The 21,406-nt window shown below is 72.8% G+C and carries 18 protein-coding genes; 10 read left to right on the forward strand and 8 right to left on the reverse strand.

Going from position 1 to position 21,406, the window contains the following annotated elements; genetic code table 11:
* Position 1: 1 nt before the first annotated feature.
* The 7 genes from KBX71_RS22240 to KBX71_RS22270 form a co-directional block, all read right to left on the reverse strand.
* On the reverse strand, positions 2-2,155 hold the full coding sequence (locus KBX71_RS22240) for an FtsX-like permease family protein (RefSeq protein WP_210819873.1): 2,154 nt from the start codon (positions 2,153-2,155) through the stop codon (positions 2-4).
* Positions 2,152-2,832, reverse strand: a complete 681-nt coding sequence (locus KBX71_RS22245; RefSeq protein WP_210819874.1) for an ABC transporter ATP-binding protein — start codon at positions 2,830-2,832, stop codon at positions 2,152-2,154. The genes KBX71_RS22240 and KBX71_RS22245 overlap by 4 nt, the downstream gene beginning before the upstream one ends.
* A complete protein-coding gene (locus KBX71_RS22250; protein ID WP_210819875.1) occupies positions 2,829-3,353 on the reverse strand; it encodes a PadR family transcriptional regulator in 525 nt (174 codons plus the stop codon). Before KBX71_RS22250 ends, KBX71_RS22245 begins: the two co-directional genes overlap by 4 nt.
* A 66-nt stretch (positions 3,354-3,419) precedes the next feature.
* Complete coding sequence (gene crcB / locus KBX71_RS22255; RefSeq protein WP_210819876.1) at positions 3,420-3,782, reverse strand: fluoride efflux transporter CrcB; 363 nt, start codon at positions 3,780-3,782, stop codon at positions 3,420-3,422.
* Positions 3,779-4,252, reverse strand: coding sequence for a CrcB family protein (locus tag KBX71_RS22260; RefSeq protein WP_210819877.1), 474 nt, complete (start codon positions 4,250-4,252; stop codon positions 3,779-3,781). Before KBX71_RS22260 ends, crcB begins: the two co-directional genes overlap by 4 nt.
* A gap of 82 nt (positions 4,253-4,334) precedes the next feature.
* Positions 4,335-5,093, reverse strand: a complete 759-nt coding sequence (locus tag KBX71_RS22265) for a trans-aconitate 2-methyltransferase (protein ID WP_210819878.1) — start codon at positions 5,091-5,093, stop codon at positions 4,335-4,337.
* Positions 5,094-5,235: 142 nt separating this feature from the next.
* Positions 5,236-6,456 carry an MFS transporter gene (locus KBX71_RS22270; RefSeq protein WP_247683910.1) on the reverse strand — a complete coding sequence of 407 codons (1,221 nt, stop codon included), beginning with the start codon at positions 6,454-6,456 and terminating at the stop codon, positions 5,236-5,238.
* Positions 6,457-6,591: 135 nt separating this feature from the next.
* On the opposite strand from KBX71_RS22270, the gene KBX71_RS22275 reads away from it, so the two are divergent.
* The 6 genes from KBX71_RS22275 to KBX71_RS22300 all read left to right on the forward strand — a co-directional run bounded on the left by KBX71_RS22275 (position 6,592) and on the right by KBX71_RS22300 (position 12,027).
* On the forward strand, positions 6,592-7,041 hold the full coding sequence (locus KBX71_RS22275) for a MarR family winged helix-turn-helix transcriptional regulator (RefSeq protein ID WP_124816318.1): 450 nt from the start codon (positions 6,592-6,594) through the stop codon (positions 7,039-7,041).
* 79 nt (positions 7,042-7,120) lie between these two features.
* Complete coding sequence (gene paaK / locus KBX71_RS22280) at positions 7,121-8,443, forward strand: phenylacetate--CoA ligase PaaK (RefSeq protein WP_210819879.1); 1,323 nt, start codon at positions 7,121-7,123, stop codon at positions 8,441-8,443.
* 10 nt (positions 8,444-8,453) lie between these two features.
* A complete protein-coding gene (locus KBX71_RS22285; RefSeq protein ID WP_210819880.1) occupies positions 8,454-9,560 on the forward strand; it encodes a nucleotide disphospho-sugar-binding domain-containing protein in 1,107 nt (368 codons plus the stop codon).
* Positions 9,561-9,679: 119 nt separating this feature from the next.
* Positions 9,680-10,249 (forward strand): kinase, encoded by a 570-nt coding sequence (locus tag KBX71_RS22290; RefSeq protein ID WP_210819881.1) that lies wholly within the window; start codon positions 9,680-9,682, stop codon positions 10,247-10,249.
* Between the two features lie 92 nt (positions 10,250-10,341).
* Complete coding sequence (locus KBX71_RS22295) at positions 10,342-10,908, forward strand: dienelactone hydrolase family protein (RefSeq protein ID WP_210819882.1); 567 nt, start codon at positions 10,342-10,344, stop codon at positions 10,906-10,908.
* A 573-nt stretch (positions 10,909-11,481) separates the two neighbouring features.
* Positions 11,482-12,027: a YciI family protein gene (locus KBX71_RS22300; RefSeq protein ID WP_210819883.1), complete on the forward strand. Its 546-nt coding sequence runs from the start codon at positions 11,482-11,484 to the stop codon at positions 12,025-12,027.
* 84 nt (positions 12,028-12,111) lie between these two features.
* Here the strand turns inward: KBX71_RS22300 and KBX71_RS22305 are convergent, their stop codons facing one another.
* Positions 12,112-14,364 carry an adenylate/guanylate cyclase domain-containing protein gene (locus KBX71_RS22305; RefSeq protein WP_210819884.1) on the reverse strand — a complete coding sequence of 751 codons (2,253 nt, stop codon included), beginning with the start codon at positions 14,362-14,364 and terminating at the stop codon, positions 12,112-12,114.
* 194 nt (positions 14,365-14,558) lie between these two features.
* Between KBX71_RS22305 and KBX71_RS22310 the strand changes: the two genes are divergently transcribed.
* The 4 genes from KBX71_RS22310 (at position 14,559) to KBX71_RS22325 (ending at position 21,327) form a co-directional block, all read left to right on the forward strand.
* Entirely contained in the window at positions 14,559-17,456 is a 2,898-nt protein-coding gene (locus tag KBX71_RS22310; RefSeq protein WP_210819885.1) for a LuxR family transcriptional regulator, read from the forward strand.
* 137 nt (positions 17,457-17,593) lie between these two features.
* A complete protein-coding gene (locus tag KBX71_RS22315) occupies positions 17,594-18,364 on the forward strand; it encodes a DUF5995 family protein (protein WP_210819886.1) in 771 nt (256 codons plus the stop codon).
* Between the two features lie 389 nt (positions 18,365-18,753).
* Entirely contained in the window at positions 18,754-19,143 is a 390-nt protein-coding gene (locus tag KBX71_RS22320) for a hypothetical protein (RefSeq protein WP_307847241.1), read from the forward strand.
* A gap of 87 nt (positions 19,144-19,230) precedes the next feature.
* Positions 19,231-21,327: an APC family permease gene (locus tag KBX71_RS22325; protein ID WP_210819888.1), complete on the forward strand. Its 2,097-nt coding sequence runs from the start codon at positions 19,231-19,233 to the stop codon at positions 21,325-21,327.
* Positions 21,328-21,406 lie beyond the last annotated feature (79 nt).

A 21,406-nucleotide genomic window follows, 5' to 3' on the forward strand; every position in this document is an offset into this window, starting at 1 on the left:
ACTACTCGCTGCGGGCGGTGTCCGGCCCGGTGATGCGTTCCAGCAGCGGCAGGGTGGAGGCGATGACGCCGAGGCAGGCGGCCAACCCGACGACGACGATCACATAGAAGCGCGGCTCCGGCGCGACGAGCGTGTAGTCCATCTGCGCCCGCAGGAACAGGTGGGCGGCCAGCAGGCCCATGCCGATGGCGACGGCGGCGACGGCGAGCATCGGCACGGCGCTCTCCAGCGCCACCACCCGACGCAGGATCCGCACCGGCGCGCCGCTGAGGCGCAGGAGGCTGAACGGGCGTCGGCGTTCGGTGAGACCGCCGATGACGCTGACCGCGAGGCTGCACCCGCCGAGCGCGAGACTGGCCACGATGATGACGTTGGCCAGTTGTTCCCAGCCGCGCATCGTGTTCGCGAAGTCCGACTCGAAGTCGCCGGGCACGTTCGGCCCCGTCCAGAAGGTCGGGAAGGCGACCTCCAGCACGGTGCGGGTGCGCTCGACGGCGGTGGCGGAGCCGTCCGTGCCGACGACCATCGCCCCGACCGGTAGCCGTTGGAGTTCGTCGAGGGTCAGCGACGCGGCGGGCCAGACCGTCTCGGGCGACGCCGACTCCCGCCAGCGGCTGAGGCCCATCGGCACCTCGATGACGCTCGCGCCGTCGGCGCACCGACCGTACGCGCTCGGGAGGTCGGTGCACGCGATCACCCCGACCTCGCCGGAGTCGGTCACCACCGGGTTCTCGCGGATGGCGGTCGCGGACCGCACTCCGGTGATCGCCCGTAGCTCGGCGAAGAGCGTGTCGGGCACCGACGTCGCCTTCTCGTCGAAGACGGCGGTCACCGTGCCCGCGTCGGTCGAGCCGATCGGCGCCGGCCCGCGGTTGGCGATGATCGTGGTGATCACGCCGACGGCCACACTCGTCACGAAGAGCGCGAGCATGATGCCGCTGATCGCCCGGAAGCCGGCCTTCGGGTTGTCGGCCAGGCGGCGCGCGGCGATGAGCGTGGCCGGGCGGTTGGCGTACCGGGCCAGGACCCGGGCACCGACCATCGTCAGCCACGGGCCGGCGAAGACCAGGCCGACCATGATGAGCAGCAGGCCGGGCAGGAACACCGCCGCCTGGCCGTCGGAGGTCTCGGGCCGGAAGCCGATGGCGAAGAGCAGCACGGCGACGCCGAGCACCATCGGGATCAACCGGTACGCGCGTGGCGCGCGGGGGGTGACTCGCCGGGTGACGCCCAGCGGCGAGATCCGTACCCGGCGCAGCGAGACCTGGGCCGCCAGCGCCGCGCCGGCCGGGACGCCGAGAGCCACGAGCAGGATGTCCAGCACGCCCAGGGACATGTCGCTGGGGAAGAACGGCATGCCGGTGAACGGGATGCCCGCGAGCGGGTCGCGGAAGGCGTAGAACAGGCCGAAGCCGACGGCGGTGCCGGCGACTGCGGCGGCTGCCGCCTCCACCGCGGCGACCATCGAGATCTGCCGGGGTGTCGCGCCGACCAGGCGCATCGCGGCGAAGCGCTGCTCCCGACGGGCGGCGCTGAGGCGGGTGGCGGTGCCGATGAAGATCAGCACCGGGAACAGCAACCCGCCGGCGATCACGCCCAGGATGAGGTTCACAGTGGCCTCGGGGAGGGCCGGGCTGTCGCCGACACTGGTGACCTGCTGCGCGTTGGGCAGTTTGCCGACCTGGTCGGGGGTGCCGCCGGCGATGACGAGCAGGGTGTCCGGCGAGGTCAGCGCGGCCGGACCAACGGTGCCGAGGTCACGCCCCGGGTAGCGGTCGCCCAGTTGGTCGGCCGGGTGGTCGGCCAGCAGTTCGCGAAACGCGGGCGAGGCGTAGTACTCGCCGGGCCCCGGCGTGGTCGGGATACCGACCGGGGTCGGCGCTGTCGAGCCGGTGGCGGCGACGTCGATCCGAATGATCTGCTTGCCGTGGAAGTAGTCCTGCCGGTTCGACCACCACAGCGGGTCGGCGTCACCGGCCGAGGCGTTGGGATACATCGACGCGTACCGGGTGAGCTGGGAGTTGACCGCGTTGACCCCGGCGAGGGTGGTCAGCAGCAGCCCGCTGCCGACCGCGACGGCGGCGGCGATGACGATCAGGCGGGTGAGCGCCTCACGGCCGCCCGCCAGGACGAGGCGGAGCCCGAAGCGGATCACGGGGCGATCCGGTCCGGCGCGTTCACGCGCCCGTCGCGGACCATGACCTCGCGGTCGGCATACGCCGCGATCCTGGGCTCGTGGGTGACCAGGATGACAGTGGTGCCCTGCTCGCGGGCGGCGCCGACCAGCAGGTCCATCACCTGTTCGCCGGTGAGCGAGTCGAGCGCGCCGGTCGGCTCGTCGGCGAAGAGCACCTGCGGCTCGGCGACCAGGCCGCGGGCCAGGGCGACGCGTTGCGCCTGCCCGCCGGAGAGTTCACCCGAGCGCCGCTGCTCCAGGCCGTCCAGGCCGAGGCGCGCGAACCAGTCGTACGCCTTGGGCAGCGCCTGCTTTCGGCGTACGCCGCTGAGCAGCAGTGGCAGCGCGACGTTCTCCACAGCGGTGAGCTCGGGGACGAGTTGACCGAACTGGAACACGAAACCGAACCGGTCCCGGCGCAGGCTGCTGCGCTCGGTCTCGGCCATGGCGTGCACCCCGGCCCCGTCGAAGAGGATCTCCCCGGAGTCGGGCACCAGGATGCCGGCCAGGCAGTGCAGCAGGGTGGACTTGCCCGAGCCGCTGGGGCCCATGACGGCGAGGATCTCACCGGCCTCCACGGCGACGTTGGCGCCGCGCAGGGCGGGGGTCTGACCGAAGGAGAACTCCACGTCGCGCGCTTCGATCACGACGCTCACGGCCGCACCTCTTTCCGCAGGGCGTCCAGTCGGGCGCCGGTCATCTCGATCCATCGGAGGTCCGCCTCGAGGTGGTAGAGGCCGTGGTCGGCGAGCAGCGCGTCGACCAGGCTGCCGGCGCGCTTGATCTCGGTCAGCTCACGCATGCGGTGCAGGTGCGCGCTGCGCTGGGTGTCGAGGTATTCGGCGGCCGGCCGGTCCAGCATCAGCGCGAGCACGACCTTGGCGAAGAGCACCGTCTGCAGGTGTGGCTCCGGGTCGACCGGTTGGGTCAGCCACTGCTCGACCTCGGTCGCGCCGACGTTGGTGATGATGTAGCGCTTGCGGTCCGGGCCGGAGCCGGGGGCGACGTCGCTGATCACCACCTTGCCGTCGCGGGCCAGTCGGCTGAGGGTGGAGTAGACCTGGCCGAACGGCAGTGGCTTGCCCCGGCCGAAGAAGGCGTCGTAGTCGCGCTTCAGGTCGTATCCGTGGCTGGGCTCCCGTTCGAGGAGGCCGAGGAGGGTCAGTGGCACGCTCATGCCAGCAGACTACACCGAGGGTATACCCCGCGTATATACCCTCGGTGTGTTGCGGGTCGTGCCTGGTCAGCCTGTCAGGGCACGGGCCAGGGCGTAGCCGGCGGTGGCCGCGGCGAGCCCGGCGGCCACGCTGCCCAGCGCGTTGGTCAGCGCGAGGAGTCGATGGCCGCTCCTGGTCAGCCGCAGCGTCTCGTAGCTGAACGTGGAGTAGGTGGTCAGCGCGCCGCAGAACCCGGTGCCGAGCAACGCGCTGACCGCCGGGCCGGCCGGCCACCCGACCAGGACGCCGAGCAGCAGCGACCCGGCCACGTTGACGAGCAGCGTGCCCCAGGGGAACGCCGAGCCGTGCCGGGACTGCACGGCCCGGTCGGTGAGGTAGCGCAGCGGCGCGCCGACGGCCGCGCCCAGGGCGATCAGCAGCACTGTCATCGGCTCGCCCGCCGCAGCAGCCCGGCGGTGAGGGCGTCGCCCAACCCGACGGCGACGAGCGCCCCGAGCACCGTCGCGGCGAGATACGCCAGCGCGGTGCCCGGTGCGCCCGCGACGATCGCCTGCTGGACGTCGACCGCGTAGGCGGAGAAGGTGGTGAACCCGCCCAGCACCCCCACCCCGAGGAACGGGCGAGCCAGGGGGTGTCCACCGTCGAGGTGCCCGAGCACCGCCATCAGCACGCCGATCAGCAGGCAGCCGGACGTGTTGATGCTGAACGTGGCCCACGGGAAGCCGGTCGGTGGGTGCGGGGCGACGTGTTGCAGGCCGGCCCGGGCCAGCGCGCCGAGCATCCCTCCGGCCGCGATCGTGGCGAGGATCGTCGCTGGGCGCGTGGTCAGCTCGCGGCGGTCGGCGGGAACGCGCAGATCGACGTCGGGGTCGGTACGTGGCTCGAACGGTTCTGGCACGACTCCTCAGCGTAGTGCCGGCGGCCGCGGCGTCAGCGCGCTGCCGCCCACAGCGGCGTCAGTTACCGCCGGCGGCAGCGCGTCAGCGCACCGCAGCGACCGCGGCGTCCGGGCCGCCTCGCCAGAGGGTGCCCACCTCGCTGAAGCCGGCCGCGGTGAGCGCGGCCAGGTGCCAGGAGACCGGCGGGTTCCACTCGGGGCTGTGCCCGGTCGGGTAGATCGAGTGTCGCTGGGCGACCAGCGGGGCGAGCGCAGGGTCGGCGCCGGCCCGCGCCCACCAGTCCGACCAGGACAGCATCGAGCCGGCGGCGTACCGGGCGTTGCGGCGGTCCCGGGCGCGGTCCATCAGCCGCTTGGACAGCTCCGGCAGCGTGTCGTCGGGCATGTGGTCGGCGTTGACGAAGACGCCGCCCGGTCGCAGCACGTCGCGCAGTTCGGCGTAGAGCTGCCCGAGCCGGTCGGCCGGCAGCCAGTGCAGGGCGGTGGCGGTGAGCACGGCGTCGTACTCGTGGTGGGGGAGCGTGGATCGCCAGTCGGGGGTGCCGAGGTCGGCCGTGATGATGGTGGCCCGGTCGGCCAGCGACGCGTCGGCGATGGCGAGCAGCGCCGGGTCGAGGTCGACAACTGTCGTCTGCGCGGCGGGGAAGCGCGCAAGCGTCCGCAGCGAGATGGTGCCGGTGCCGCCGGCCAGGTCGAGCACGCGCGGTGGCCGGCCGTCGAGGACCGCGTCGACGGCGTCGAGCATGGACGTGAACCGGTGTTCCCGGTCCGGGAGGTAGGCCTCCTGCTGGCGGTCCCAGCTCTCCTGCCAGGCCCAGGGATCCACGATGTAAGGACTCATGGCGATCAGGCTAGTTACGGTGCGAGTCCGTTGTCCAGACCTTGTTGCACATCTTTTGCAATTGCGAGAAGATGGCAGGGCGATGATCAGAGTGACGCCGGGTCGGGCATCCGCCCGGCCCGGCGTCGTCCTTCTGACGGGGTCAGACCGTGGCGTCCACCTGGCTCGCGTCGGCTCGGGCCGGCTCGTCGCGACGGGCCAGCCGCAGCGCGCCGAGGAGCACGCCCAGGCCGGCCAGGGTCAGCGCGGCGCCGGCCCAGATCGGCGAGGTGTAGCCGAGTCCGGCGGCAATGGTCACACCGCCGATCCAGGCGCCCAACGCGTTGCCGAGGTTGAACGCGGCGATGTTCGCCCCGGACGCCAGCGTCGGCGCCTGGTGGGCGTACCGCATGATCCGCATTTGCAGCGGCGGCACGGTGGCGAAGCCGAACCCGCCCATCAGCACCAGCGCGACGATGGTCAGCATCGGGTTCGTGGCGGTCAACGCGAAGCCGACGAGCACCACGGTGAGCACCGCCAGGACGGTGACCAGGGTGCGCGACAGTGACCTGTCCGCCGCCCGACCGCCGAGCAGGTTGCCAGCGAACAGCCCCACTCCGAAGAGGACGAGCAGCCACGGCACGGTGCTGGTGGCGAAGCCGCTGACCTCGGTGAGCGTGTAGGCGATGTAGGTGAACGCGCCGAACATCCCGCCGAAACCCAGGACGGTGATCACCAGGGAGAGCCAGACCTGGGCGTGGGTGAAGGCCCGCAACTCGCCGCGCAGCCCACCGGCCGGGCGGTCGGCGTTGGCGGTGTCGCCCACCGGGATGAGCAGGGCCAGCCCGATCAGGGCGACCACCCCGATGGCGGTGATCGCCCAGAACGTCGACCGCCAGCCGAAGTGCTGCCCCAGGAAGGTGCCGAACGGCACGCCGAGCACGTTCGCGATGGTCAGGCCGGCGAACATCATGGCGATGGCGCCCGCCCGGCGGGCCGGTGCGACCAGGCCGGCGGCGACCACGGCGCCGATGCCGAAGAATGCGCCGTGGCAGAGCGCGGCGACGATCCGGCCGGTCATCATCACGGCGTAGTCGCCGGCGACGGCGGAGAGCAGGTTGCCGATGATGAAGAGCACCATCAGGCCGAGCAGCACCGGTTTGCGCGGCAGTCGGGTGACCGCGGCGGTGAGGACGACCCCGCCGACGGCCACGCTGAGCGCGTAGCCGGAGATCAGCCAGCCGGCCACCGGTTCGGTGACCGCGAAGTCGGCGGCCACCTCGGGCAACAGCCCCATGATCACGAACTCGGTGAGCCCGATGCCGAAGGCGCCGATGGCCAGCGCGATCAGGCCGGGCGGCAGGGACTTTTGGCGTACGGACATGGTCTTCCCATCGGGAGGGGGCAGATATGCGGCGCGTGCAACTACACGCGCCAGCAACGAAATACTTGCACGCGCTTTATATCGGCGCAAGCGTGGTAGCCTGAGGCCCGTCCAGATCACACCGAGGAGGCCGGCATGGGCATCGCCGACGACGCGGTCGAGATCCGCGCGCAGGGCTGGCGCACCCTCGCCGCCCTGCACGGGCTGATCGAGACCTCCCTGGAACGGGCCCTGCAGGCCGGCCACGGCCTCTCCGTCGTCGAATACACGGTGCTCGACGCGCTCTCCCGGCAGGACGGCTGGCACATGCGGATGAGCCAGCTCGCCCGCGCCGCCGCGCTCTCCGGCAGTGCCACCACCCGGCTGGTCACCCGCCTGGAGCAGCGAGGGCTGCTCACCCGGATCCTCTGCGCCGACGACCGACGCGGCATCTACACCGAGCTGACCCCGGCCGGCTCCGAGCTGCTCGCCCAGACCCGACCGACCCACGACCGGGTGCTCACCGACGCGCTCGCCGAGGCGGAGGCCACCCCCGAGCTGGCGCCGCTGGTCGACGCCCTGCACCGGCTGCCAGCCGCCCGCTGACCGTCCGGCCGGCCCGGGGTGACGGCGGGCGTACGGTACCCGCAGCCCCACCGGGACCGTCGCGCCAAGGAGGCAGCCGATGCAGGACCGCACCCCTCGTCCGGAGGAACTGGAGCCGATCGAGCGCGCCAGCATCGACGAGCTGCGCGCCCTGCAACGCGACCGACTGCGCTGGTCGGTGCGGCACGCGTACGACAACGTGCCGCACTACCGGCGGGCGTTCGACGCGGCCGGGGTGCACCCCGACGACTGCCGGGATCTCGACGAGCTGGCGCGCTTCCCGTTCACCGGCAAGGCCGAGCTGCGGGAGAACTATCCGTTCGGCATGTTCGCCGTACCCCGCGAGCGGGTGGCCCGTCTGCACGCCTCCTCCGGCACCACCGGTCGGCCGACAGTGGTCGGCTACACCCGCGACGACCTGCGCACCTGGGCGCGCCTGATGGCCCGCTCGATCCGCGCCTCCGGTGGCCGTCCCGGCGACCGGGTGCACGTCGCGTACGGCTACGGGCTCTTCACCGGCGGCTTGGGCGCGCACTACGGCGCCGAGGAGCTGGGTTGCACTGTCATCCCGGTCTCTGGGGGCATGACCGAGCGTCAGGTCATGCTGATCCGCGACTTCGAACCCGAGGTCATCATGGTCACGCCCAGCTACCTGCTGGCCATCGTCGACGAGATGCGCCGCCAGGGCATCGACCCGCGCGCCACCTCACTGCAGGTGGGCATCTTCGGGGCCGAGCCGTGGACCGAGGACATGCGCCGGGAGATCGAGCAGCAACTGGACATCCACGCCGTCGACATCTACGGGCTCTCCGAGGTGATGGGCCCCGGCGTGGCGACCGAGTGCGTCGAGACCAAGGACGGGCTGCACCTCTGGGAGGACCACTTCTACCCGGAGATCATCGATCCGGTGAGCGGGGCGGTGCTGCCCGACGGCGAGCGGGGTGAGCTGGTGTTGACCTCCCTGACCAAGGAGGCGATGCCGGTCGTGCGCTACCGCACCCGAGACCTGACCCGGCTGCTGCCCGGCACCGCCCGGCCGATGCGCCGGATCGAGAAGATCACCGGCCGGACCGACGACATGATGATCCTGCGTGGGGTGAACATCTTCCCCACCCAGATCGAGGAGCTGATCCTGCGTACCCCGCAGTTGTCGCCGCACTTCCAGTGCGTCCTCGATCGACACGGTCGGCTGGACACCCTGACGGTACGTGTGGAACGGCGGACCGACGTCGACGTGGACGCCGCCGAGCGGGCCGGCGGCACGCTGGTGCAGTTGGTGAAGAACACCATCGGTGTCAGCGTGGCGGTCGACGTCCTCGCCCCGAACACTGTGGAACGGTCGATGGGCAAGATGCGCCGCATCGTCGACCAACGGTCTGCCTCGATCTCGCCGTCAACATAGGATCCTGCCCATGCGCGTGCTGGTGGTCTCCGCCCCGCTCGTCGGGCACGTCTTTCCGCTGGTGCCGCTCGCCGTCGCGTTACGCGACGCCGGCCACGACGTGCTGGTGGCCACCGGCGGCGGTGCTCTGGCCGCCGCCGATGCCGGTCTGCCGGTGCACGACATCGCACCGGGCTTCGACTTCGGGCGGATCGCAATGCGGGTCTTCCCCCGCCATCCGCTGATCGCGCGGGCGGAAATGGCCGGCACCGCCGGCACCCGGGGCGCCGGCCTGCTGTTCGGCACGCTCAACGACCAGCTCACCGACCCGGTCGTCGCGCTGGCCACCCGGTGGCGGCCGGATCTGGTGTTGTACGAGCCGTTCGCGGTCGCCGGTGCGGTGGCCGCCGCGCGGCTCGACGTGCCAGCCGTACGCCAGGAGAACGCCCTCTTCGACGGCCGGGACCTGGTCCGCGCCACCGTCGCCCGACTCGGCGCCGCACTGCGCCGGCACGGCCTCACCGAGCTGCCCGCGCCGGCCGCCGCCCTCGCCGTGGCCCCACCCAGCGTCGCCACCCAGGGCGGCTGGCCGATGCGCTACACGTCCTATGTCGGCGGCGGTGAGCTGCCGGCCTGGCTGCGCGAGCCGGGTGAGCGCCCGCGGATCCTGGTCACCCGCAGCACTCTGACCGGCCCCGGCGACCGGGGGCCGATGCCCGCCGTGGTGGCCGCCGCAGCCGAGGTGGACGCCGAGATCGTGCTGGTCCGTCCCGACGAGCGCTCGGCCCGCTCGTTGCCCGGCAACGTGCGGGTGGTCGACTGGATCCCGCTCGACGAGGCGCTGCCGGCGAGCGCGGCGCTTGTGCACCACGGCGGGGCGGGCAGCGCGCTCGGCGCGCTCGCCGCCGGCCTGCCCCAGCTGGCCACCACCGGTCCGGGGGACCGGCGGCACAACGCCGAGCTGGTGGCCCGCCGGGGCGCCGGCCTGGCGCTGCGCCCCCGGGACATCACCGCGCGATCGCTGACCCAGCTGCTCACCGACGAGCGCCTGCGTACCGCTGCCGCGCAGGTCGGCCGCGAGATCGCCGCGATGCCACCACCGACCGACCTCGTCGCGCGCCTGGCGGCACTGGTCTGACTCCCACTCCGTGGGTGCGGGGTGCCTGCCCACCCCGCGCCCCCACAGGTCGAGGACCCCAGTTGAGCGTCGTTGCCCTCGGCCTCAGCGTCGGCAACGAATGAAGCCGAGGAGGCGTCGTGCTCGCTGAACCCACTGGCAGCCCGGACACGGTCCTCGTCTGCGTCCGAGGTAACTCCGGCTCGGGCAAGAGCAGCATCGCCCGCGAGCTACGACGCCAGCACGGCCGGGGTTGCGCCCTGGTCGAGCAGGACTACCTGCGCCGCATCGTGCTGCGTGAGCGGGACAAGCCCGGCGGTGCGGCACCGGCGTTGATCGGGCAGACCGTCCGGTTCGCGCTGGACCACGGCTATCACGTCGTGCTGGAGGGCATCATGCACAGCAGCCACTACCGGAGCATGCTGACCTCCCTGCGGGACGACCACCGCGGCCGGTCGCTGTTCTGCTATCTCGACGTGTCCCTGGCCGAGACCCTGCGCCGGCACCTCACCCGCCCGCAGGTCAGTGAGTTCACCGCCGAGCACATGAGCGGCTGGTACGCCGCCCATGACGTCCTGGACTGGCCTGACGAACTCGTCCTACCCGAGACCACCGGGCTGAACGAGGCCGTCACGACCATCGCCGCTGTGGCTGGGCTACCCCAGACCGGACGCGACGACGACCTGCTTCCGATTGCGCCGCCCCCGTAGAGCAGCTCAGCCGCCTACTGACTCGGCCATGATCATGGTCCCACTCCGCGTGGCCACACCGGACGACCGGTCTGCTGCGGCAGGATGACCGGATGCGACACGTCGTGCTGTTCCACTCCGTGTACGGGCTGCGGCCCGCCGTGCGCGCCGCCGCCGACCGGATGCGCGCCGCCGGGCACCAGGTGAGCACCCCCGACCTGTACGGCGTCCCGGCCACCGACAGCGTCGAGGACGGCTTCGCGCTGCTCGACAAGATCGGCCACGAGGTGGTTCTGGACCGGGCCCGGGCCGCGCTGCGTGACCTGCCACCGGAGACGGTCCTCGCCGGGTTCTCGATGGGCGCCGGCGTGGCCGGGGCGCTACTGGCCGAACGCCCCGCCGCAGCCGGTCTGCTCCTGCTGCACGGCACCGGTGGCGCCCCGGACGCGGTCCGACCCGGGTTGCCGGTGCAGCTGCACCTCGCCGACCCCGATCCGTACGACGCGCCGGACGAGGTCGACGAGTGGCAGCAGGCCATGAACGATGCCGGTGCCGACCTGACGGTCTTCCGTTATCCCGGCGTGGGCCACCTGTTCACCGATCCGGACCTGGCCGAGCACTCCCCGGACGCCTCCGCGGCGGCCTGGCCACGCGTGCTGGCCTTCTTGGAGGCCCGCTGATCGCCAGACCCAGCCACTCTCACCTGTTGCGATGCCTCCGAAACGTGAGGACAGATTCTCGGTAACGACGGACGTGGCGGCGTGAACGAAACGGCCCTCAGCGTCGTCGGTCTGATCCTGCCCGAAGCCCGAAGCCCCAAGCGCGACTTGGTCGGTGATGTCGCAAACGATTCAGCTCCAAAGGGCGCCGACCAACACCTCCCCACCCCGCGCCAGCAGCCGCCAACTGTCCTCCCGCAGCGGCGCCTGCCGGGTCAACAGTTCCGCAGGCGTCGACGGCATCGGCGGGCAGCCGAAGCGTGTAGCCCGGTGGCGCGGTGATCAGGACCCCGGCCGGCGCCCGCCGCTCGCGGGCCGGCTCCAGAATGCGGCGCAGATTGACGCGGGCCGCCGCGGTCGACAGGCCCACCTGTGTCGATCTCGACCTCAAGCGGCCCGAGCACCCGTAGCAGCATGACGGGACCAATCCTAGTCACGCTGGTGGGCTGCTCACCCGCTCCCGCTGGACAACGCCGTAGCGGTCGGCGACACCCCGGCCCACCCAGGTCGGCGGCATCGCGGCGAGAATGTGGCATGGAGTTTCTGTGTTACCACCGCGACCGGCCCGGCTCGGCGGCGTTGCGCGACGAGCTGCTGGACGCGCACTGGTCCTACATGGACCGGTACGCGGCGGGGATGATCGCCCGTGGCCCGACCTTCGTCGGTGCCACGCCCACCGGCAGCGTGCACATCGTCGACGTGCCCGACCCGGCCGCCGCTCGAGCGTTCGCCTTCGAGGAGCCGAACTACCAGGCCGGCGTGTACCGGGACGTGGCGGTGCGCCGGTGGCGCAACACGTTGGGCCGCACCATGTGGGACTTCCCTGGCGGTCGGAACGGCGGCAACCGCTATCTGGTGCTCGGTCTCGGCGCCGGGCAGGCCGCCGACCTGGCCCTGCCGCCCGACCCGGACGAGCTGATCGCGTACGGGCCTCTGCTGGCCGACGACGGCGTCACCTGGCTCGGCACCGCCGTGCTGCTCCGGGCGCCGAATCCGGACGCGGCACGCGCCATCCTGACGGCGGACCGGTACGCCGACGTCGAGGTGCACAACTGGCAGTTCGGCGGGAGGCCGTCCTGAGCCGCCTGGTCCCTCGATCATGTGATGCCGGGTAGTCGTCGAAGGGGCCGGTCCGAGCCTCGTGGCATCACGTGATCATCGGAGTCAGGCGGAGGCTGCCAGGCCGTCCGGTCGGCGGAGCAACGGCGGGCGGGGTATCGCCCGCACCGGGCCCGGCGGAGTGCCGACGTCGGCGAGCGTCCAGCGCCCGGCCGCACCCGATGGCGTGGTGCGGCTCGACGCGGCGGGCCGTCCGATGTCCCGGGGCGAGTTACCGCCCGCACCGCGAGGAGACAGGGACGCCGCTGTGGCGGGCGTCGGCGATACGTCGTCCGCCGCGGGGACGGCTCGGAGCCGGCGTGAGCCCGCCGTACGGTCGGTGTCGGGGCCCGACACGGCTGGACGGGCGGCCATCGTCGGGGCGGGGTTGGGTGGCATCAGCGCCGTCGGGCCGGTGGCACCGACCGGCCCCACCGGGGTCAGCGCCGCGAAGACGGCGTCGAGGCGTCCGGCCCGAGCGCCGACGGTGTCGAGGCGCACGATCTCGGCGCTCCTCGCCGCCGGGCCGTTGAGCGCGGCAGCGCGCCGGTCGGGCGGGTTGGCGTCCCGGTGCGCGCTGTCGAGGTGCGGGGCGCCGGCGGCCCGGCGCTGGAAGACGGCCCGCAGGGCGCGGGGCAACCGCTCGGTGGCGACCTGGCGCAGCGCGGGCGCGGCGAACGCGTACCCGTCGACGTGGTGGGGGAGCAGCAGCCCGACGGCGACCAGCCCGCGTAGTGCGGGTGCGGACCGGCCGGGCGTCCAGCCGAGCGCCCGGTCCACGGCCGCGCCGGAGATCAGGCCACCGAGGGTGCCGGCGGCCATCAGCACCGCCCGCCGCTCACCGTCGAGGTGGTCCAGTTCCGCGCCGACGGCCCGGCGTACCGCCTCGGGCAGCGGGAGCGCCGCCGGATCGGCACCGTCCACGACCGACGTGACGTACGCCGCCGCGTGCCCGGGGCGGCCTCCCACCAGCGGCAGCAGCCGGTCGACCAGGGCCACCGGCTGCCCGGCCCGGGTGAGCAGGTGGCGCAGCAGCCGCCCGGACTGCACAGTGGCCAGCGGTCCGATCGTCACCCGTCGGGCCGGGCCGGGTCGGGTGTCGGCCCACTGCGGCTGGTGCACGGTGAGCAGGGCCAACGGCAGCCCGCGCTCGGTCGCCGCGCTGAACAGCGCGTGCAGGAACCGGCTCACCGCCGGCGCGGCCCGGTCCAGGTCGTCGACCGCCACGATCAGCGGCCGGTGGGCGGCCAGGCGCAGCAGGACCTCCTGGCAGATCGCCGCGCCGGCGAGGGCGGTGGCCGAGCCGTCCGGGGTGGTCAGCATCCGCTGGAGCGCCGGGACGGCGGTGGCCACCCTGGTCGGCGGGAACAGCGGCGTCAGGGCGGCGACGAGCCGGTCGTGGACCGCTGCCGGGCCGTCGCTGGGCCGGATCCCGGCGAGGCCGCGGAGCAGGTGCGCGACCGGCGCCAACGCCTGATCGGGGTACGGCTGGCAGGTCGCCACGCACCAGCGGACCGCCCTGCCGTCCACCGTGGTCAGCCCTCGGGTCAGCTCGTGCAGCAGCCGGCTGCGGCCACTGCCGGTGGGGCCGACCAGGGAGATCCAACGTGGCGTCCTTTCCCGGATGGCCCAGCCCAGCTGGTCGCGGATGGTGGCCAGCTCGCGGCGTCGACCGATCAACGGGCCGTCGTGCCGGTCGGCGCCGGGGCGTACCGGGCCGACGGCGTGCCAGACCGGCATCGGTGGCACCCGGCCGGCGACCGGCACCGGTGTCAGCTGGCGCTGGGCGATCAGGCCGGCGGTGGCGCGGGCGGTGGCCGCGCAGAGCGCGACGGCGCCGGGTGCGGCGTACTCCTGCAGGCGGGCCGCGGTGGTGATCACCGCGCCGCTGGCGACGCCGTGCCCGCCGGTGACGACATCGCCCAGGTCGACCACGACCTCGCCGGTGGCGACCCCGACCCGGACGCGCAGCCTGATGTCGCCGACCATGTGCCGCCGGTCCAGCGCGGCCTGGATCTCGAGCCCGGCGCGCACCGCCCGGTACGCGTCGAAGCCGTCGGACTGCCGAGCGCCGAAGAGCGCCATCACGGCGTCGCCGATGTACTTCTCCACGACCCCCTGCCAGCGGTGCAGCACACCGGCGACGGTGTCGAAGTAGGCCCGCTGCAACGCTCGCACGTCCTCCGGGTCGAGCCGGTCCACCAGGGCCGTGGAACCGACGATGTCCGCGAAGAGGACGGTGACGACGCGCCTCTCCTGGGGTACCGGCCAGAGCGGGGTGACGGTCCGTTGCGTGTCGACGATGATGCTGGTGGTCATGGGTGTCGCACCGGCCCTTCTTCCCGCTGTTGCCTGATCACCTCCGGAGATTGGCATTCCTGGGCCGACGGGGGATCTGCAGAACGACGTATGTCGGCCACCTGCAACCTTTAGTCGCAAAGTCGACGCGAGGAGTACCACAAGCGGTAGGCGGCCGTAGAACGGTGCGGGGCCCTGTGATTAGGCTGCGTGGCATGGCCAGCGATGTGGACACCGCACCGCTCGTGGGCCGGGCCGAGCTCGTGCAGACGGTTCGGTCCGCGTTGCTCGGTGACGGCGCGCACGGGCAGACCGCTGCGGTCTTCCTGACCGGCGAGAGCGGTGTGGGAAAGACCCGGCTGTTGGGTGAGATCGGCGACCGCCTGCGGGAACGGGGCGCCGTGGTGCTCACCGGCAGCTGTCTGGACATTGGCGACGCCTCACCGCTGCACCCGCTGTTGCAGGCGCTGCGCCGGTTCGACACCGAGGTGTCCACCTCGCACGCCCGCACCTCCTCGGCGGTGCGGGGGCTGTTGCAGATGTTCGCCGACGAGACCGCCGGCCCGGACGGCGCGGGCGCGTTGCTGGAGCGGGTCTCCCGGGGCCTGCACCTGATCGCCGAGGGTCGTCCGTTGGTGCTGATCCTGGACGACCTGCAGTGGGTCGACCGCAGCACCCGGCAGCTCCTGCTCTACCTGCTCGCCGGCCTGGGCGATCTTCAGCTGTCGGTGTTGGCCGCGGTGCGTGCCGAGTCGTTGCAGGGCGCGCACCCGCTGCGCCGGGTGCTCACCGAGCTGCGTCGGCTGCGCACGGTGCGGGTGCTCGACCTGGTGCCGCTGGGGCGGGCCGACACCGAGACGCTCGCCGCCGCGGTGGTCGGCCGGACGCTGACCGCCGACGCGGCCGAGCAGGTGTGGCAGCGCAGCGGAGGCAACCCGTTCGTCATCGAGGAGCTGGCCCGGGATCTGCGCGACGGCCGCGACGGCCTGTCCGAGACGCTGCGGGAGATCTTCCTCGACCGGGTCGACGCGCTGCCCCAGCACGCGCACGCCGTGGTGCACGCGGTGGCCGCCGGTGTCGAGCCGGTGCAGCACTGGCTGTTGGCCGAGGTGCTGCGGATGCCAGAGGACGAGCTGATCGCCGCGGCGCGGGCCGCGGTGGCGCACCGGTTGCTGGTCGGCGCCGACGACGGCTACCGGCTGCGGCACCGCCTCGTCGCCGAGGTGCTGGCCCACGAACTGCTGCCGGCCGAGCGCTCCGGGCTGCATCGCCGCTACGCCGAGGCGCTGACCACGGCGCCGGCGGAGTTGCACCAGGCCCGGCTGGCGCACCACTGGCGGCTGGCCGGCGAGCCGGCGCGCGCCCTGCCGGCGGCGGTGGCAGCCGCCCAGGAGGCCGAGCGGCTGCACGGTTACGCCGAGGCGCACCGGCACTGGTCGGCGGCGTTGCAGCTGGCCGCCGAGCCGGGCCCGCTGACGGTGGACCGGGTCGAGTTGCTCGAGAACGCCGCCGAGGCGGCCCACCACTGTGGGGAGCACGCCCGAGCGCTGGCCCTGCTGGAGGAGCTGGCCGCGCTGCGGGGTGGCGAGCCGAGCTGCGCGCTGCACATCCGCCGCGCCCGCTACCTGGCCGCCGCCGGTCGCTCCGCGCTGGCCGAGGAGGAATACCAGCGGGCGCTGAAGGCGGGGGACTGCTCCCCTCGGGACCGTGCGAGCGCGGCAGCCCGCCTGGCCGAGCTGCTGCTGCACCTGGGTCGGTACGCCGACGCCGGCGAGCGGGCCCGCGAGGCGCTGGCGTTGGCCGAGAACGTGGAGGGCTCGGCCACCGAGATAGTGCTGGCCAGTTCGGCGTTGGGCTTCAGCGACGCCTGCCTGGAGGACCCGGACGCCGGTCTGGCGGTCATGCGCGACGCCCTCGACACCGCTGAGCGTGCCGGTCAGCCCGAGGACGTGGCGTGCGCGTACCTGCATCTCGCGGAGCTGTTGACCGGGCCGCTGAACGTCCTCGAAGAGGGCGTGGTGGTGGCCCGCCGGGGCGCCGAACGGGTGGCCGAGCTGGGGCTGGGCCGCACCTGGGGCACCCGCCTGCTGGCCATCGCCATCAACGGGCTGTTCCGGGTGGGCCAGTGGGCCGAGGCGGAGAAGGTGGTGGCCGCGGCCCTGCGACACCGACCGTCCGGTGCGGACGCGGTGGAGCTGCTGCTGGCCCGGTGCCGGCTCTCGGTGGGCTACGGCGACATCGAGGCCGCCGGTCGGGACCTCGACGCGGTGGCGACCCTGCTCGCCGGCGGCGGGGCGCGACACGTCATTCCGCTGCTCACCCTGCGTTCCGGGCTGGCCATGTGGGAGGGCCGGCACGACGTGGCGCGGCAGGCGGTGCAGCGCGGCCTCACCGAGAGCCGCTCCGACGACGTGATGATCCTCTCCGCGTTGGTCTGGCACGGCCTGCGCGCCGAGGCGGAGGCGCACGCCAGCCGCACCGTGGAGGTGGACCAGACGGCGGTCCGCCGGTTGCGCGACGTGGCCGAGCGGGTGGCCCGTAAGAGCGCCGGGGCGGCCCGGCCGGTGCGCTCGGTGGTGGAGGGCTTCCTGGCGCTGTGCGCCGCCGAGGTGAGCCGCCTCGACGGCAGCGACCCGGAGCTGTGGGCCGTGTCGGCCGCCGAGTGGGATCGACGCCATCACCCCTACCCGGCGGCGTACTCGCGGCTGCGGCAGGCCGAGGCGCTGCTGGCCCGCCGCAGCCGGGTGGCCACTGCCGGCAAGCTCCTGCGGGAGGCGTACCGGGTCGCGCAGGGGTTGGGCGCGGTGCCGTTGACCTCGGAGATCCGTGAGCTGGCCGGGCGGGCCCGGGTGTCGCTGGACGAGCGGGACACCCCCGCCGGCACGCGCAGCGCGCCGGCCGAGGCGTCCGACGACGAGTTGACGGCGCTCACCGCACGGGAGCGGGAAGTGCTCGCCCTGGTCGCGGAGGGGTTGACCAACAAGGAGATCGGCCAGCGGCTGTTCATCAGCGAGCGGACCATCGGTGTGCACGTGTCGCACATCTTCGACAAGCTCCAGGTCCGGACCAGGGTGCAGGCCAGCGCGATCCAGTTGCGCAACCGACGGGGCTGACTGACCCCCGTACGTATCCCGGCGCGTGTGCGTGCCGGGATACGTCGTTCTACTGATCCGGCGGGCCGGTGTCGGCTGAGAGGCTGAGCCGCGTCGACGACGGCACGGGGGATGCCGCCGACCACGATGGAGGAGAAATGATCGAACCGGTCTGGGGGCCCGTGCACCGGGACATCGTCGACCTGCTCGCCGATCATCCCGCGGACGTGCCGGCCGTGGTCGATCACCTGACCAAGCTCCAGGATTTGCTGGTGCGGCTGCCACCGTTGGAGGCCAGTTGCCCACTGGCCGACTTCAACAGGCTCTACCTGACCATCACCAGCAGTGTGCTGGACGGGCTGTACGACGACCGCTTCGTCGACCCGGCCTTTCTCTCCCGGCTCGACGTCGAGTTCGCCGCCCGCTATTTCGACGCGATGCGGCTGTGGACCGACTCCAGCCCCGGCACCCCGAAGGCGTGGTCGTGCCTCTTCGAGCGGATGCGGGGGCCGGACGCCCGACCACTGCCCTCGGCTGCGGCCGGGGTGAACGCGCACATCAACTTCGACCTGCCGTTCGCCCTGGTGACCACGTTCGACCACCTGGAGTCGGAACCGGTCGACGGCAGCGACCAGCACCACGACTACCTCGAGATCAACAGGATCTTCGCCGACAAGATCCCCGGCCTGCGTCGGGGCTATCTGGAGCGGTGGCAGCTGCTCATCGACATGCTCAACGGCGACATCGACGACTGGTACCAGGGGGAACTGGTCGAGTACACGCGCGATGTCGCCTGGCGCAACGCGCAGAAGATCTGGCGGTGCCGGCACGATCCGGACGCCCGCGAGTGTGAGCGCACACGGTTGGACGACAACGCCGCGGCGCTCGGCCGGCTGTTGCTCTCGCCCCTCGGGGCGTTCCTGCAGTAGCCGGGACGGGGGGTCCCCGCGCTCCGCCCCGTGGGGGGCGGCGGAGCGCGGGGGCGCGTCCCACCAGTTCCACCCCGTGTGACCGTCCGAGGTCGGTCGGTCACGTTGGGGGACGGCCGGTCGGCCCGGGGGGTGTCGACCGTCTGCCACCGTCGGCCGGCGCGGGGGGTGCCGGCCCACGGTGGGGGAGCGCCGGGCCGGGGGGGTCGGGTCGACGGCGTGCGGATCCGGGGGTGTCGGCGGGCTCGGATCGGGTACGCCCGCGCCATGACCGTCCTGGCCCGGCGTCGGCCCGCCGCCCGCCCCCGGCCCGCGCGTCCCGGCCCTCTGCGGCCGGGTGGCCCGGTGTCGCGACCCACCGCTCGGCCCGGCGCCCGATGAGCGGCGTCGTGACGCGGTTTCCGTTCCGCTTCGATCCGGTGTTCCGCCCGGTGCTGGCGCTGCTGGGGGTCCGCCCGGCGACGGCCTGGGTCGCCGTCTCGGAGCGGGATCTGATGATCCGGTACGGGCCCTGGCGGTTGCGGACCGACCGGGACAATGTCACCGACGTCGAGCTGAGCGGGCCGTACCGCTGGTGGCGGGCGATCGGCCCGCACCTGTCGCTGGCCGACGGTGGTGCGACCTTCGGCAGCAGCGCGGTCGGCGGGATCTGCCTGCGCTTCCGCGCGCCGGTGCCGGCGCTGGTGCCCGGCGGGCGGCCCCGTCACCCGGCGGCCACGGTGACCGTCGCCGACCCACCCGCGCTGGCCCGGCTTCTCGCCGTCCCGGACCTGTCCTGAGCAGGCCGAACAGGTGCCCGGTTCCGCCGACCGGGCGCCGGGGCGCCGCCTACCGTCGGATCAGGACCTGTGAGGGTGGGACTGGCGATGGCTGACGAGCACCGAGCGAAACCACGACGCTGGAACGGACGCCGCCACGCGCCGACCGGGCCGGACCCGGCACTGCGGGCGGCCCGCGATCCGGCTCGCCCGCACCGCGGCGGCCGGCAGGGAGTCGTGGTGCCCGAACGCGTGGCCACCCCGACCCGCTCGGGGCCGCCGGCCAGTCCGCTGCGCCGGTGGCTCTTCCAGCACCAGGTGCAGCCCCCCGGCCCCGAGGCGACCGAGGGACAGAACCGTCGGCACGCCTGGTGGCAGGTGATGTGCCTGACCGGCGTGGACTACTTCTCCACGCTGTCGTACCTGCCGGGCATCGCGGCGGTGGCGGCCGGTGCGCTCTCCCCGCTGGCGACCCTGTTGATCGTCGTGCTCACCCTGTTCGGCATGCTGCCGATGTACCGGCGGGTGGCCCACGAGAGCCCGCACGGGCAGGGTTCGGTGGCGATGCTGGAGCGGTTGCTGCCGTTCTGGCGGGGCAAGATCTTCGTCCTCGTGCTGCTCGGCTTCGTGGCCACCTCCTGGATCATCACGATCACCCTCTCCTCGGCCGACGCCACAGTGCACCTGTTGGAGAACCCGTACCTGCCGGACGCCCTGCACGGGTCCCTGGTGCCGGTCGTGGTGACGGTGGTGCTCCTGTTGATCCTCGGCGGGGTGTTCCTGCTCGGGTTCCGCGAGGCGGTGGTCGTGGCCATCCCGCTGGTCGCGGTCTTCCTGGTGCTCAACGCGGTGATCGTCGTGGTCGCGGTGGCCCGGATCGCCGAGGACCCGGGCATCGTGTCGAACTGGACGGCCGCGGTGACCTCGACCGGCGGCGGGCCGGGCCACGTGCTGCTCACCGCCGTGTTGGCGTTCCCGCTGCTGGTGCTGGGGCTGTCCGGTTTCGAGACCGGGGTCAGCATGATGCCCCTGATCGCGGCCGACGGCCCGGACAAGCAGGCCCGACTCGCCGCCCGGATCCGCAACACGCGTCGGCTGCTCACCACCGCCGCGCTGATCATGTCGGTGTACCTGATCGCGACGACCTTCGTGACCACGGCGCTCATCCCGGAGGAGGAGTTCCGGCCGGGCGGCGGCGCGAACGGGCGGGCACTGGCGTTCCTGGCGCACACCTATCTGGGTGAGGTGTTCGGCAGCGTCTACGACGTGAGCAGTGTGCTCATCCTCTGGTTCGCCGGCGCCTCGGCGATGGCCGGTTTGATCAACATCGTGCCGCGTTACCTGCCGTCGTACGGCATGGCGCCGGAGTGGGCGCGGGCGGTCCGCCCCGTGGTGATCGTCTACACCGTCGTCAGCGTCGCCATCACGATCGCCTTCCGCGCCGACGTCAACGCCCAGGCCGGCGCGTACGCCACCGGGATCCTGGCGATGATGGTCTCCGGGGCGGTGGCGGTGACGATCTCCGCGGCCCGGCACCGCCGGCGTGGTTCCGCGATCGGCTTCACGGTGCTGACCCTGGTGCTGCTGTACGCGCTGCTGGAGAACGTCATCGAACAGCCCGACGGCATCACCATCTCCGCGCTGTTCATCCTCGGCATCATCGTGGTCTCGTTGGTCTCCCGGGTCACCCGGACCACCGAGCTGCGTGCCGAGCGGATCGAGTTCGACGAGCCGGCCCGTAAATTCGTCGCCGAGTCGCTGGCGCACGACGGGCAACTGCACCTGATCGCGAACAAGCGGCAGAAGGGGTCGGTGAAGGAGTACACGATCAAGGAGCGGGCGCAGCGCGGGATGAACCCGGTGCCGGGGGCGGCGGATGTGCTGTTCCTGGAGATCGACGTGGTCGATCCGTCGGAGTTCAGTCAGGTGCTACGCGTGCACGGGATCGAGGTGGGCGGCTTCCGGGTGCTGCGGGCCAACAGCCCGGCCGCACCGAATGCGATCGCGGCGATCCTGCTGGCCCTGCGTGACGCGACAGGGGTCCGGCCGCACGCGCACTTCGAGTGGTCGGAGGGAAGCCCGATCGCGCACCTGGCGCGCTACCTCATCCTGGGTCGGGGGGACACTCCGCCCGTGGTGCGGGAGATCATCCGTCGGACCGAACGGGACCCGCTGCGCCGGCCGGGCATCCACGTCGGCGGTTGACGTCGATGCCGGTCTGCCAGCTTTGAAGATGAAAGAGGGCACTATTCACGTTCACTCCTTCCTGTCCGTATTGCGGACT

Origin of the sequence: Micromonospora sp. D93 (assembly GCF_018070365.1) — a bacterium.
Lineage (GTDB): Bacteria > Actinomycetota > Actinomycetes > Mycobacteriales > Micromonosporaceae > Micromonospora > Micromonospora ureilytica.

Excerpts from the sequence above, each read along its gene's own strand:
- KBX71_RS22325 (WP_210819888.1), top strand. The coding sequence starts at position 19,231 with ATGGCTGACGAGCACCGAGCGAAACCACGACGCTGGAACGGACGCCGC.
- KBX71_RS22300 (WP_210819883.1), top strand. The coding sequence starts at position 11,482 with ATGGAGTTTCTGTGTTACCACCGCGACCGGCCCGGCTCGGCGGCGTTG.
- KBX71_RS22265 (WP_210819878.1), bottom strand. The coding sequence starts at position 5,093 with ATGAGTCCTTACATCGTGGATCCCTGGGCCTGGCAGGAGAGCTGGGAC.
- crcB (WP_210819876.1), bottom strand. The coding sequence starts at position 3,782 with ATGACAGTGCTGCTGATCGCCCTGGGCGCGGCCGTCGGCGCGCCGCTG.
- paaK (WP_210819879.1), top strand. The coding sequence starts at position 7,121 with ATGCAGGACCGCACCCCTCGTCCGGAGGAACTGGAGCCGATCGAGCGC.
- KBX71_RS22315 (WP_210819886.1), top strand. The coding sequence starts at position 17,594 with ATGATCGAACCGGTCTGGGGGCCCGTGCACCGGGACATCGTCGACCTG.
- KBX71_RS22310 (WP_210819885.1), top strand. The coding sequence starts at position 14,559 with ATGGCCAGCGATGTGGACACCGCACCGCTCGTGGGCCGGGCCGAGCTC.
- KBX71_RS22270 (WP_247683910.1), bottom strand. The coding sequence starts at position 6,456 with ATGTCCGTACGCCAAAAGTCCCTGCCGCCCGGCCTGATCGCGCTGGCC.
- KBX71_RS22295 (WP_210819882.1), top strand. The coding sequence starts at position 10,342 with ATGCGACACGTCGTGCTGTTCCACTCCGTGTACGGGCTGCGGCCCGCC.
- KBX71_RS22275 (WP_124816318.1), top strand. The coding sequence starts at position 6,592 with ATGGGCATCGCCGACGACGCGGTCGAGATCCGCGCGCAGGGCTGGCGC.
- KBX71_RS22305 (WP_210819884.1), bottom strand. The coding sequence starts at position 14,364 with ATGACCACCAGCATCATCGTCGACACGCAACGGACCGTCACCCCGCTC.
- KBX71_RS22250 (WP_210819875.1), bottom strand. The coding sequence starts at position 3,353 with ATGAGCGTGCCACTGACCCTCCTCGGCCTCCTCGAACGGGAGCCCAGC.
- KBX71_RS22285 (WP_210819880.1), top strand. The coding sequence starts at position 8,454 with ATGCGCGTGCTGGTGGTCTCCGCCCCGCTCGTCGGGCACGTCTTTCCG.